This is a genomic window from Pseudalkalibacillus sp. R45, assembly GCF_052246725.1.
GTDB lineage: Bacteria > Bacillota > Bacilli > Bacillales > Fictibacillaceae > Pseudalkalibacillus.
The window spans coordinates 70,934-84,182 of sequence record NZ_JBQQCL010000010.1; the positions used below are offsets into that span (position 1 = coordinate 70,934).

Below are 13,249 nucleotides of genomic sequence, written 5' to 3' on the forward strand. Positions count from 1 at the left end.
CTCTATGAATTTGGGTATGTTTGAACAGTTTTCAATCAAACTCCTTAAAGAACAAAAAAACGCAAGTGATTCGTATATGAAACCACTTGCATTTTTATGTGTGATTTATACTGTGTGTCCTCGAAAATAGGACCTGTAACCATGGGTAAATCCATTTTGTTTTACACTTAAAACTCAGGTTATGATCTTTTGATTATAGCCATACCGTATAAAATCCATCTTATAGATTTCTCTCACTAATTCCATTGTTTCTTGATCGTAGAAATTTTTGTAGGGTGGTAAAGATTGAGGAAAAGTTTTACTCGACATTTTCATATTAGCGAAATTGCGATTGTCATTCTCATTCATTTTTTGGGTAACATGATGGGGTGACTTAATGATGTCGTTTAGAAGGGATTGTAGAAGATTGTGAGATTTTTCGATTTGTCTTATCGACGTACTGAAGTTCTCTAATTTAATGTAATTATGGACCAACAGTTCTTCACCATCCAAATATTGCTGAACCATATGTCCATTGATTTGTCCTCGTTCAACTCCCGAATTTTTAATTCGATACAAGAATTGTTTGAACGATAATCCATCTTCCATACCTGGAGCGATGTCGGTTAAAAGGCCGTGGCTCCTAACTGCATGGATAAAGGAACTAACCGCTCGTGTATAAGGGTTACGGACGAGTTTATAAACATCTTTACTCTCAAGTAAAAGATGTTTTCGAATCTTCAATGTATGGTTCTTTTGTTTTTGAATCACATTCAATCTATAAGTATGAATATTAATATCATAATTCGACGCCTTGTCCAGGTGTCCAATTTGATAGAGATACCACTTTAGAAGTGAAGTACAGCCGCATTTTGGACTCCAAAAAAATAGGATTGGAAACTCATCGGCAAAAAGTGGGATGGGTGGTGTGATTAATTTGTTTGCTGCAAATCGTCGTTTGGGATCGATCATCGACATTTTTCTACCTCCAATAGGATTGTCCAACTACTTAGATTTAACATAATATGATAAAATTGGAGAATACGTGAACGCTATACAAGTACTTGTTCTAGATCACGTTGACATTCTTTTTCTATATACACGAGTGGTGATTAGGCTTATAATTTATCTTGAATTAAAGATTTTTTAAATAAAGAAGTATTATGCTTTGGAGGCATTCCTAATGGACAATTCCCATTTCTTTTATGTCTTACTTATCAACCTCCTTGTCATACTGATCATTATTTTGTTAGTCAATTTTTCTACGCTATCGAAACAAGGTACTACCAAATTACCGTTCCATCCTTTTCATATTTTCATCACTTGTGCAATTCTCATTTTCTTAAGTCTTACATTATCCATAAAACTAGATAATGGATTTGTCTATGATTTACGCTATATACCTTTTTTGTTAGGTGGGGTATACGGAGGGAAAAGGGTGTTGCTCGGGTTAGCTGGGGCACTGATATTGATCCGCCTCCCGCTTTTAGGACCCGGGTTTATCGTCACCGTTTTCCTTACGATACTGTCATGTTTTGTCATCTTGTATGTTGCTCCTAAATTAACATCAAAACCATGGACGACAAGAGTGTATTGGTTTACATTCTTTTCGTTTTGTTACTCAATCCTTGCCTTTTTGATTCCTTCCATGTTTTATGGCTTTCACGATTTCACTTCGTTTTTCATTTATTCAGGCACGTTGACTGGATCAACCTTCTTTGTATTTTATTTATACGAAATGATACGAACAACCTATATCCTTCAATTAGAATCAATTAAATATGAAAAAATGCATGTTGTTAGTCAACTTGCTGCCAGTATGAGTCATGAAGTCAGAAATCCATTGACGACTGTAAAAGGATTCTTGCAATTGATCCATGAAAGTCCAATGGAAGCTCAAACGAATCAAGATCTTTCAAAGGTCGCTGTGAGTGAAATTGATCGGGCTACAGACATCATCAACCAATACTTGACTTTCGCGAAACCCCATCCTGAAGTAAAAATGGAATTGGATGTCAGCGAGGAGATTACTAGATCCACGGAGATCGTCATGCCGCTTGCACTCAATCACGGTGTCATGGTTGAGGTAGATTTACTGCACGAACACTCGATCACAGGTGAACCGAATAAATTCCAACAAGTATTGATCAACATTTTGAAAAATGGTATTGAAGCGATGGAATCAGGAGGAATATTGACGATCACCAGTTATGAAGAAGATCGCAATCTATTCATCGTCATCAAGGATGCTGGAATTGGTATGACCGAAGAACAGGTGACCCGCTTAGGCGAACCTTATTTCTCCCTGAAAGGTAAGAATGGGACGGGGCTAGGAATGATGACGGTCTTTAAATTGGTTTATGTCATGAATGGAACGATAGATGTTTGGAGCAAGTTGAACGAAGGAACCACGATAAAATTGTCTTTTCCCATAACAGAACAGTCTGGTATGAAAATTGAATAGAGCTTCTTTCGTTCAACGTTAAGAAGTAAGCTAGTTCTCGAAGAAGGAGAATGTCTTTTTTTGTTGAACCAGTGACTGTATTTAATGGACAGAGGGATGGTTATAAAATTCTATTAAGAAGGAGTGCATGATGGTGGCTCAAAAGGACTTGATTGTAAACGTACTAGATTCAACCTTTGAAAAGGAAAGTTGGTATGCACCGTTCAAACATGCAATTGAAGGAATCACAGCAGAACAAGCCATTTGGAAACCAGCTGGAGAGGCGACAAAATCAATCTGGGAAAACGTCAATCATCTCATGTACTATAAAGAACGGCTTGCTGCAAACTTGGCGGGACGTGAGTGGACACAAAATCTCGATGGTGATGAAACCTTTAATTACACCAAACAAACCCACGATGATGAAGAATGGAACAAAATCGTTGAACGTGCCGAGAATGCTCATCTTCGTTTGCGAGAGTTGCTGAGTAAAACTTCTGATGAAGAGCTTAATCGTAATTCACTTGAAGAGAAGCTGCTGGACATTTTTCTCCACGATGCCTATCATACGGGTCAAATTATTCAAATCCGAAAAATGCAAGGATCCTGGCCATCCCATCGTTGAACAAAAAGCATCACTGACCAACATTATGTAGTGGCAGATCCTGGACGAACTTCTCTGAACGATATTATAGGAGGGAACAACATGGAAACTTTTACAGAATATGTAGCAAATATTGATAACCCGGAACATCGGGACCGAACGGAAGAAGTTTTGGCTTGGGTGACAAAGAAATTCCCAAAATTAAAGCAGGAAATCAAGTGGAATACACCAATGTTTACCGATCATGGTACATTTATCATCGGTATTGACACAGCGAAGCATCATATGAGCTTCGCACCAGAAGAAATAGCCATGAAGAACTTTTCTGAGGACATTGAACAAGCTGGGTACAGCTCTACAAAAGGCTTGTTTCGAATTCGCTGGAATCAGCCGGTAAATTACAAATTGCTGGAGAAAATCATTGAATTTAATATTCAGGATAAGGCAGAGTGTCCAACTTTTTGGCGGTAATCAATGATGTGATGTGGGTGGACGTAACCACTTTTTTGCAAAGCGCTTACGGGGAAAGGGAGTAAACTTTGCAAAAATCAACAAAAAAGGATAACAAAAGCTTAAATCAAAGAAGGAGTATATCGTTTCTTATGAGAATATACAAATGATGGATACATACTAGAAAATAACATCATCGAATTTAAAATTTAGGAGGAAATTATGGGAAGACTAGTTCATTTTGAAATTCATGTAGACGACATGGAACGGGCTAAGAATTTTTATGGAGAGGTTTTTGGATGGAGATTTGAAGATTGGAGTGAGTATGCTGGAATGCCCTATTTCGGGGCTGTAACTGGCGATGAAAAAGAGCCTGGAATTAACGGCGCTTTGATGCAGAGGCAAAGTGCTCCTCCAGAAATGAACCAGGCTATGAATGGCTATGCTTGTACAATGGGCGTGGAAGACTACGATTCTATTGAATCTAAAATTATCAATAACGGAGGCAAGGTTGCAATGCCTAAATATGCTCTGCCTGGAATGGCATGGCAGGGATACTATATTGATACAGAAGGAAATATCTTTGGAATCCATCAACCGGATGAGAACGCGAAATAGATCGTATTTTTGTGCAGTGTAACTACAAGAACCCTAAATCTAGGGTTCTTTTTTAATGAAATTCTGATGGTGAAACCTTATTATGATAGTGAGATTATGAGTATTTTTTAATGCAAAGAACCGAATTTGGGGTACTCAAGGAGGTATCTTGAGATCCACAAAAATTGGAGGTTAAAAATGGAGCAATATGAACTGACAAAAAGCTTTTCCTCATCATTTGGAGAGATTAATTACGATATCAAAGGAGAAGGACCACCTATCGTTCTTGTACATGGAACACCATGGGCCTCCTATAATTGGCGGTATATCATTCCTGCCCTTAGTCAATGGTTTACGGTTTATTATTATGACCTTTTGGGTTATGGAAAGTCAGAAAAATCTGAAGGAGATGTATCACTGGGTATCCAAAATAAGGTCTTTTCTGAACTTCTCAATTATTGGGAACTTCAAAATCCTATAGCAATTGGACATGATTTTGGTGGGGCCACTGTGTTAAGAACACATCTATTGGAAAAACAAGAATTTGAAAAAATGATACTTATAGATCCAGTAGCTGTTGCGCCCTGGGGATCTCCATTTTTCACACATGTAAATAAATATGAAACAGCTTTTCAAGGGATTCCTGAATATATTCACAAAGCGATCGTTTCCACATACGTCCAAGGTGCCAAATATAAATCAATGGATCAGGAAACATTAGAAGGAATCATCAGTCCTTGGCTAGGTTCAATAGGACAGAGTGCGTTCTATCGCCAAATTGCACAGGCAAGCCAGAAGTATACTGATGAAGTTGAGTGTCTTTACAATGAAATAAACACTCCTGTTTTAATTGTGTGGGGTGAACAAGATACGTGGATTCCCATTGAAAAAGGACACAAATTGCATAGCATGATCAAATCTTCAGAATTTGTTTCAATTCCAAATGCGGGGCACTTGGTTCAGGAAGATGACCCAAGTCGTCTTTTGGCATATATACTAAAATTTCTTCAGGTATAAGAATTCGTTGAATACAACAATGATCATAGACAACCTAGAATGTTGCTTCCGTATAACTTGACGTTGCATTCCAACAGCTAGAACACTTGGATTAAATGTTGTACCTAATCCCTGTGAACTGGGGATCTATCCTCCCTGTTTTAGGTATGTGAGGGATTAAATTATGTAACATTGGGGGGAATCAAAATGAAAGCTCATGATTACTTACTTGAACAGATGAACTGGCCAACTATAAAAGAAAAAATGGAAGCTGGGATGGATACAGTCATTATTTGCACAGCATCTGTTGAGCAGCATGGTTATCACCTATCCGAACTGACGGATACAATAATCGGTCAGGCAACTGGAATTCTTGTGGCAGAAAAGCTTGGTAATGCACTTGTTGCACCAGTTATTCGTCCAGGCCTGTCGGAGCACCATATTCCAATGGTGGGAAGTTTGACGCTTCGTTCGGAAGTATACCGGGGGATCATTGAAGATTATGTCACCTGCTACAAAAGACACGGCTTCAAAAAGGTTATTATTTTCTCCTCGCATGGAGGAAACTTTAATGAAAATGAGAAGATTGTTAAGAACCTTCAAGAGATACATCCAGAGATACAATTTAGCAGTGCATTATCTCTAATGGGATTGATGGAGCTTATGACACAATTTGAAAAGAAGTTTGGACTAGTTGAAGGAAGCTGCGGACATGGAGGGGCAATGGAAACCTCTGTCATGCTTCATATTGCCCCTGATCAAGTAGATATGGATAAAGCAACACCTGGATATATCGGTCCGATGACAGAAGACGTTTTAAATAAGCTTTTTGAAAATGGGATTGTCGGTCTTACAGAAGTCGGTATCTTAGGCGATCCGAGACAAGCAAAACCAGAATGGGGCGAATACTTCTTAGATCTTTTATCCGATGAAATCGTAAAAGCAGTTAAAAAGGATTTTAGGTTGTTAGGTAGCGAATATAGAAGGTAGGTATTGTATTAGATGATATTTCAAAATGAGTACTTTAATAATTAAGGGAGGATGTATCATGGCCAAACATCAGATTTATACAATGAGTGTCGCAAGAGTCTATCCCCATTATATTTCGAAAGCAGAGAAAAAAGGGCGTACCAAATCAGAAGTCGATGAAATCATCCGTTGGTTGACAGGATATAGCCAGGAAGAGTTAGAAGGACAACTGGAAAAACAGACAGACTTTGAGACCTTCTTTGCGGAAGCTCCCCAATTGAATCCTTCACGGGCTTTGATCAAAGGTGTAGTCTGCGGCGTCCGAGTAGAAGATATCGAAGAACCAACGATGCAGGAAATTCGCTATTTGGATAAGCAAATCGATGAGTTAGCAAAGGGAAAAGCAATGGAGAAGATTTTGCGGAAATAATAATTAAAAACGAACAATGGACGGAATCATCAATTATCTTTTCTTTGGTTTGCAAATTTTAAAGAGGAGGAAAAAAATCATGGGGAATATCCAAAAGATCACGCCAAACTTTTGGTTCGATAATCAAGCGGAAGAAGCGGTACAGTTCTATACTTCAATATTCGAGGATTCAGAAATTATAAAAGTCAGCCGTTACATGAATGCCGGGCAAGAAATACACGGGATGGCAGAAGGGGCTGTCATGACAGTAGATTTCAAACTGGAAGGTCAAAACTTTGTGGCATTGAACGGGGGACCGCAGTTTAAGTTTAATGAAGCAATCTCCTTCATCGTCCACTGCGTCAATCAAGAAGAAGTTGATCATTTTTGGGAAAAGCTATCTGAGGGAGGAGATGAATCGGCACAGCAATGTGGGTGGTTGAAGGATAAATTCGGAGTATCCTGGCAAATCATCCCTGAGCGCCTGCCAGAGCTATTAAACCATTCGGATCCGGTAATATCCGAAAAAGTGATGAAGGAAATGCTACAAATGAAAAAAATCGATATCAACGTTCTAAAAGAAGTGCAGGGACAGCATTAAAGAGTAAGTCATGGATAATAATGTTTTTTGAAATTTGGTAGTTATTGAGATGAATGGGTTAAGTGGAAAAGGAGCTTTAAGAATAAACCCTCGAAAATATAAAAGGTTGGCGTACCCGAATAAAATTGGGTGCGCTTTTCTTATTCAATAGGCACAATCTTTTTTATATTAGACTTTGTTAAAATAGTTGATTCAGTCAATTAACAATAGTAAACTGAGTTAAAATTGAATTTTCAGAATACTTGGAGGGATCTCTATGGAATCGACTCAATATGTAGAAAAAATTCGTAAGTTCAATCGCTATTATGCAAATGTTCTAGGTAAGATCGATCAGGAAATCTATAATCAACCATTTCCATTGACAGAAGCAAGAGTGATTACTGAAATCAATCACAGGAATGGTTGCACGGCAACGGAAGTGAGAGAAAACCTTGGGATTGACCGAGGTTATATGAGCCGGATTGTCCAACGTTTTGAGGATGAAAAGATCATCGAAAAGAAACAATCGACAGTGGATAAGCGTCAGTATTCACTTTATCTTACCGACTATGGCAAAAAAATCTATGACGAATTGGTTGATCATGCCAATCGTGGTGTTTCGAAAATGATCCAACATTTATCAGAAGCGGAACTAGCCAAGCTGGTTGCATCAATGCATACGATCGAATCGATATACAAGGAAAGATCTGAACAACCGGGAGTGAGCATTCGTCCCTTTAAAGCAGGGGATGTTGGATATATCGCACACCTACATGGCAGGTTGTACGACGAGACCTACAAGTTCGGTAAAATGTTTGAGTACTATGTCATGAGGGGTTTGACTGAATTCATGATTGATACCGATGGAGGAGAGCTATGGATTACAGAAGTGAATGGTGAATTGGTCGGTTCGATTGCCATTACGAAGTCCAGTGATATGGTAGCACAGCTAAGATGGTTCGTCTTAGATGAAAAGTATCAAGGAATGGGCATCGGAAAGAAACTTATGGAGACAGCGCTCAACTTCTGTAAAGAAAAACACTATCAGCACGTATTCCTCTGGACGGTAAGTACGTTGGATGCGGCTCGATACCTTTACCAAAAATATGATTTCAAATTGACCGAAGAAAAACCGAATGAAGAATGGACGGGGACGAAGTTGATTGAAGAACGATGGGATCTCGATCTGAACAGTGAAGCCACAAATTGACACTCCCACGTCTTAAGCCGCAAGCTGAACCTCAGTCCATTTCTGTTTCGGACAAATTTGGAGATAAAGGTTTAAGAATTACGCTCATTTTTCTTTGCACCTTCAATATAGTCTTGGACGATTTGTATAAATGTTTTTGCTGCAAATCCTAAGTATTTATCAGTCCGATAGATGAGACAAATATCCTGGCTTGGTGTAGGGTTCGTTATTTTTATGAGTTGAATGTTCTTATTCTGAAGATTTTCTAGCAGGAGTTTTGGCAGAATGGTTACACCAATTCCCTTTTTAACCATCGTGATCAATGATGATAAGGTTGTGGTTTCAATTTTCGGTTGTATTCGAAACCCCATTTCTTGACAATGATGATCAATTAATTGGCGGCACTGATGATCACTAGGGAACAAAACGGTTTTCATCTCTTGCAAATCAGCAAGTTGTATTGACTTTTTCTTTGCAAGTGTCATTTCTTTCGAGATAGCTAAGGAGAACTCCTCATGGAAAAGGGGAATTTGGATAATCCGTTCATCAGGATTGGGGGATGTCGTTACACCAATATCGATTTTACCGTCAATGACCTGGTCCGTGACTTTGCTTGTTTCAACCAGGGATAAGGAAACATTCGGGTAGGTACTATGAAAATCAAAAAGCAACGAATTGAACATAAGATCGGCATCACCAGGCAAGACTCCGATGGTAAGAGAGCCTCCCTTCAATTCCTTCAATTCCGAAATACTTTCATGAGCTTGTTTGATATGAGAAAAAATGTGCTTGCTCTGTTCATATAATCGTTCACCCGCTTCTGTAATCGTAATCCGTTTCCCGATGCGATTAAAGAGGGGGACACCGAACTCACTTTCCAGTAACTTGATCTGCTGGCTCAGGTTAGGTTGTGAAACCATGATTTTCTCTGCTGCTCTTGAAAAATGAAGCTCCTCACAGATGACCATGAAGTATTCCAACTGCCTTAATTCCATGTTAACGCCCCTTCCAAATCTTTTCATAATTATAACTTATCATAATGATAAGAAACACTGCATTGATAAACTTCTGGGGGCTAGATATACTTGTGTTGTATCAGTTGTTTGAATTTTTCGAAAAAAGAATGGAGGTTTCACTATGTCTAATGCATTATTGAGTATGGCTACATCAGTCCGCCAAATGGTTATTCAACAGGTTCAATCGATTCCCGAGGAGTTGTTCGATGTCCAACCCGACCCATTCAATAATACAATTCGATGGAATGTTGGACATATCGCCTTTGTCAATGAGTACTTTCTTTCATTAGGTCTATCCATTGATTCAAGACTTCCAGATCACTACGCACAATTATTCAAACCAGGAACACAGCCAGATGATTGGAGTGACATCCCTCCGACGAAAGAAGAGCTTCTTCAAAATTTAACAAGGCAGCTTTCCAGTTATTCTGATATTGACCCAAGCGTATTCGACAAACAAATGGATCCACCGATAGATCTCGGTCCGCTGAAACTTGAAACATTTGGAGAGGTGTTCAACTTTGCAACTGTCCATGAATCGATGCACTTTTCTTCGATTTCAAGTTTATTAAAAGTACTTCAATATCAAAAGGTGTAGGGAGGCATGTCTAATGCCATTCTTTGAAACCGAAGATCATAGGAGGCTATTCTATAAGGATTGGGGCAACGGTAAACCGATCGTTTTCATTTCAAGCTGGGCGATAAGTTCTCGGATGTGGGAATATCAAATGGTCGAATGAACGATGAAGGGTTTCGTTGCATCGCGTATGATAGGCGAGGGCATGGACAGAAGCTTTGTTGAATCGATGCGAGATGCATGGAAAAGAGATTTTCCCCGATGGCTCTCGGAAGCTGAAGCACCATACTTTGGAGCGGGGCTTCCTGGGTGTAACGTGACACCGCAAATCGGAGAATGGACCAGGTGGGATATGCTCCACACTTCGTTTTAAGCTGTCCTCGATTGTTATGAAACGGTAATGGAGACTGATTTTCGAGATGAAATGCGTAAAATCGATGTTCCTGCGTTAATCATTCACGGTGACAGCGATCAGTCCATGCCTATTAAGATGACTGGGGATAAATCAGCACAGCTCATACCGAACAACGAGTTTATCGTGTACAAAAACGCTCCACATGGCTTATACATCACTCATGCAGAACGCCTCACAAAAGATCTTCTGTCATTTATTTATTCGGCAGAAACAGCAACAAAGCCTCGAACAAATGCTTGAAAAATAGGCGATAGAGCATCAATTGATTCATTAGGAAGAAATAGACGATTAACAAAAGGAAACACATGCGATTTTTTATTAAAAATCACATGTGTTTTTCTTTCAAACCACTCGATTTGAATATTGTTGAGACAGTTTTGATCAATCTTTTTTTCCAAGTTATCAGAAACAGTTCCAATTTAGGTATACCTCTATTACTTAATAATATACTATGGCATTACCACAAGTGAAACGAGACGCCACGCACCATCTCCAAGTTCACTGCTGAGTTGGAGATCGAATTCCTTTCCTTCAGTTCCTCCATCAAGTTCAAAGCTCAGCCACTTGAATTCACCTGGTGATAGCTCCCTCTCAGTTTCGGCTAATAATTGATCATTTGAATGGATGATGGTGTTTGGCGATCCATACACTGAATCCCCCGTCAGGAAGTAAACGTTATGAATTCCAGCTGGTATGAACAATCTAAACGTGTTCCGTTCTTCGCGCGAGGCAATCAAATCACGCTGTAACGCATCAAGTGTACCTCTATCTCTGGAGAATGGTGCACCTCCAACCCATCCATAACCCTTTGTAGCCTCCCATGTATCTTCTGGAGTCAATCTTTCGTAAGAGGAAAAGAGTGGGGGCGACGCACCACCTCCGTCCAATGCGATCAGAGCCTTGTCACCGGATGGTGCGGAGACCACTTGAACATCTCGCGGCGGTCCAAACACGGTAATATTACTTGGATCCGTCTTCACTTCTACTTTCAAATTTTCAGTAGCTGGTATTGAGTCAGGTGGTGTTACCATCACTTCAACCGTAGCGGAGGATGCAGGTTCAAGGGTCGTTTCCACGCTTTTACTCTTCCATCCATTAGGAACTGGAATGTTTACATTTACTTTCACTTTTTTGTTCGTACCATTGCTTAGAGATACTGAAACTGGGTTTGATTGTCCAGCAAACATGGTACGTGTCTCAATGCCGGTAATATCGATTCCTCCAATTCGCTGAGCGCCAGCCTTCCCGTTATTCACAACAAATGAACCAAGTGTAACTGCGACAGCATCAGGATTATTTGCCGAAGACACGACTCGATAATCTGACTGCCATGATTCATGTGTCACTTTGAAGCGTACGTATCCACGGTAATCTCCATCGAAAAATTTGACATGGGGATTTACGGAAAGCGCTGCTTCTATTTGATCTTTCCATCCACAACCAGAGCTGATCGATGTCCCGACGAACTCAGTCCCTAATGTCGCCGATTGAGGGTTGTTGAAATCTTCCTTCAAATCATTTACCCAGCTCGAGTGCCAATCACCACTGACTACAATTGGATTGGATGGATTATTCTTCTTAATGAAATCGAAAAGAAAGTCTCGATCAGCGCTGTAACCATCCCATTGATCATGATTGACACTAATTCCATCTCCTGTGTCATAGTCATATTGAGCCATCATGGTTTGTTGAGCGATGACATTCCATTTTGATTTTGAATGTTCTAGATTTTTGATGAGCCATTTTTCTTGCTCAGATCCCATGATGGTCCGGTTGGGGTTAGATGCTTCAGGGTCGAGCGGTCCGCCAGGGAATCCGCTTCCTACTTGATTATCTCGATATTGTCGCGTGTCCAAAACACTGAATTCCGCTAGATTTCCAAAGGTAAACTTACGATAAAGAAGCATATCGGGACCGTTCGGCTTTGATCTACGTCTTAATGGCATGTGTTCATAATAGGCTTGAAAACCTGCCGCACGTACGGCAAGGAACCGCTCCTGTTCACCGTCTGGATAATTTGGATCAGAAATATCATCAGACCAGTCATTATCAATTTCATGGTCATCAAATGTAACGATGAATGGGAATTTTGAATGTGCAGCCTGCAAATCTGGTGATGTTTTGTATTTTGCATGAAGAAGTCGGTAATCACTGAGGTTTTCTGTATCACCTTTTTCATATATGTAATCACCAAGGTGGAGGACGAAATCGAGGTCCTCATTTATCATATTGTTGTAAGCAGCATACCGACCACCGGCCCATGCCTGACAAGAGGCAATTGCAAACGATAGACGATCTACATTGGCGTCATTTTTGGGGGCTGTCTTCGTTTTACCGACCGGACTGATCTCTTTGCCCACTTTAAATCGATAATAGTACACTGTATCTGGTTTCAGACCAAATACTTCTGCATGAATAGAATGTCCAAGCTCAGGTCCTGTAACTTCAGAACCGCTTTGAACAATATTTTCAAAACTTTCATCTTCGGCAATTTCCCAGCGAACAGAGACGTAACTTTTTCCCATTCCACCTTTCCCATCACCTGCAAGAGGATTTGGTGCAATTCTTGTCCATAACACAACACTATCTGGAAGTGGGTCACCTGAGGCAACACCAAGTTTAAATGGATGATCAGTGAATGTCGGGGCTGCATCAACATCTTCAGGTTTTACTAAAATAGATGGAATTGAAAGACTTGCCATGGTTGCCACAGCAAACTTCCCAGTACTTTCAAGAAAACGTTTTCGATCCATTTTCTTCGATTTTAAATCATTCGACCATTTCTCGAAATCCAATAGAATCCTCTCCTATACATTATTTAGTTTCCACGGGCGTTATCTATTCTAAGAGAAGATTGTGAAGTGGATATGTATTTTCTTTTAATGTGTGATAAAGATTGTCGGTTTTTGTAGATAAAATTGTTGAAATGCCTTGTTTGATTTCGCGAATGATTTGATTAACATACAAAAGGTTCTAAAAAGGAAAACGGTTGTTGACAGAGAAGTGCTACATATGGATGAATGCA

The 13,249-nt window shown here is 39.7% G+C and carries 15 protein-coding genes; 12 read left to right on the forward strand and 3 right to left on the reverse strand.

Features of this window, described 5'->3' with window-relative positions; genetic code table 11:
- Positions 1 to 174 precede the first annotated feature (174 nt).
- On the reverse strand, positions 175 to 957 hold the full coding sequence (locus ACTWQL_RS16700; protein WP_443143564.1) for a sulfotransferase family 2 domain-containing protein: 783 nt from the start codon (positions 955 to 957) through the stop codon (positions 175 to 177).
- Positions 958 to 1,162: 205 nt separating this feature from the next.
- Here ACTWQL_RS16700 and ACTWQL_RS16705 point away from each other — a divergent pair, with 205 nt between their 5' ends.
- From ACTWQL_RS16705 to ACTWQL_RS16745, 9 genes are all read left to right on the forward strand, one after another.
- Complete coding sequence (locus ACTWQL_RS16705) at positions 1,163 to 2,443, forward strand: ATP-binding protein (RefSeq protein WP_443143565.1); 1,281 nt, start codon at positions 1,163 to 1,165, stop codon at positions 2,441 to 2,443.
- A gap of 148 nt (positions 2,444 to 2,591) precedes the next feature.
- Positions 2,592 to 3,047, forward strand: a complete 456-nt coding sequence (locus ACTWQL_RS16710; protein ID WP_443143640.1) for a DinB family protein — start codon at positions 2,592 to 2,594, stop codon at positions 3,045 to 3,047.
- 81 nt (positions 3,048 to 3,128) lie between these two features.
- Entirely contained in the window at positions 3,129 to 3,497 is a 369-nt protein-coding gene (locus ACTWQL_RS16715; RefSeq protein WP_443143566.1) for an iron chaperone, read from the forward strand.
- Between the two features lie 201 nt (positions 3,498 to 3,698).
- On the forward strand, positions 3,699 to 4,094 hold the full coding sequence (locus ACTWQL_RS16720; protein ID WP_443143567.1) for a VOC family protein: 396 nt from the start codon (positions 3,699 to 3,701) through the stop codon (positions 4,092 to 4,094).
- A 177-nt stretch (positions 4,095 to 4,271) separates the two neighbouring features.
- Positions 4,272 to 5,090 carry an alpha/beta fold hydrolase gene (locus tag ACTWQL_RS16725; RefSeq protein WP_443143568.1) on the forward strand — a complete coding sequence of 273 codons (819 nt, stop codon included), beginning with the start codon at positions 4,272 to 4,274 and terminating at the stop codon, positions 5,088 to 5,090.
- 186 nt (positions 5,091 to 5,276) lie between these two features.
- The gene (locus tag ACTWQL_RS16730; RefSeq protein WP_443143569.1) at positions 5,277 to 6,059 is read left to right on the forward strand and encodes a creatininase family protein; all 783 of its coding nucleotides are present in this window, start codon (positions 5,277 to 5,279) and stop codon (positions 6,057 to 6,059) included.
- Positions 6,060 to 6,117: 58 nt separating this feature from the next.
- Positions 6,118 to 6,468, forward strand: a complete 351-nt coding sequence (locus ACTWQL_RS16735; RefSeq protein ID WP_443143570.1) for a DUF2200 domain-containing protein — start codon at positions 6,118 to 6,120, stop codon at positions 6,466 to 6,468.
- Between the two features lie 79 nt (positions 6,469 to 6,547).
- Positions 6,548 to 7,048 (forward strand): VOC family protein, encoded by a 501-nt coding sequence (locus tag ACTWQL_RS16740; protein ID WP_443143571.1) that lies wholly within the window; start codon positions 6,548 to 6,550, stop codon positions 7,046 to 7,048.
- 256 nt (positions 7,049 to 7,304) lie between these two features.
- A complete protein-coding gene (locus ACTWQL_RS16745) occupies positions 7,305 to 8,237 on the forward strand; it encodes a bifunctional helix-turn-helix transcriptional regulator/GNAT family N-acetyltransferase (RefSeq protein WP_443143572.1) in 933 nt (310 codons plus the stop codon).
- Positions 8,238 to 8,308: 71 nt separating this feature from the next.
- Here the strand turns inward: ACTWQL_RS16745 and ACTWQL_RS16750 are convergent, their stop codons facing one another.
- Positions 8,309 to 9,211, reverse strand: coding sequence for a LysR family transcriptional regulator (locus ACTWQL_RS16750; protein ID WP_443143573.1), 903 nt, complete (start codon positions 9,209 to 9,211; stop codon positions 8,309 to 8,311).
- A gap of 142 nt (positions 9,212 to 9,353) precedes the next feature.
- On the opposite strand from ACTWQL_RS16750, the gene ACTWQL_RS16755 reads away from it, so the two are divergent.
- The 3 genes from ACTWQL_RS16755 (at position 9,354) to ACTWQL_RS16765 (ending at position 10,464) form a co-directional block, all read left to right on the forward strand.
- Positions 9,354 to 9,830, forward strand: a complete 477-nt coding sequence (locus ACTWQL_RS16755) for a DinB family protein (RefSeq protein WP_443143574.1) — start codon at positions 9,354 to 9,356, stop codon at positions 9,828 to 9,830.
- Positions 9,831 to 9,843: 13 nt separating this feature from the next.
- Positions 9,844 to 9,972 carry an alpha/beta fold hydrolase gene (locus tag ACTWQL_RS16760; protein WP_443143575.1) on the forward strand — a complete coding sequence of 43 codons (129 nt, stop codon included), beginning with the start codon at positions 9,844 to 9,846 and terminating at the stop codon, positions 9,970 to 9,972.
- Positions 9,973 to 10,209: 237 nt separating this feature from the next.
- A complete protein-coding gene (locus tag ACTWQL_RS16765; protein WP_443143576.1) occupies positions 10,210 to 10,464 on the forward strand; it encodes an alpha/beta fold hydrolase in 255 nt (84 codons plus the stop codon).
- Between the two features lie 209 nt (positions 10,465 to 10,673).
- Here ACTWQL_RS16765 and ACTWQL_RS16770 read toward each other — a convergent pair whose 3' ends face one another.
- Positions 10,674 to 13,019 (reverse strand): alkaline phosphatase D family protein, encoded by a 2,346-nt coding sequence (locus ACTWQL_RS16770; RefSeq protein ID WP_443143577.1) that lies wholly within the window; start codon positions 13,017 to 13,019, stop codon positions 10,674 to 10,676.
- Positions 13,020 to 13,249: the final 230 nt, after the last annotated feature.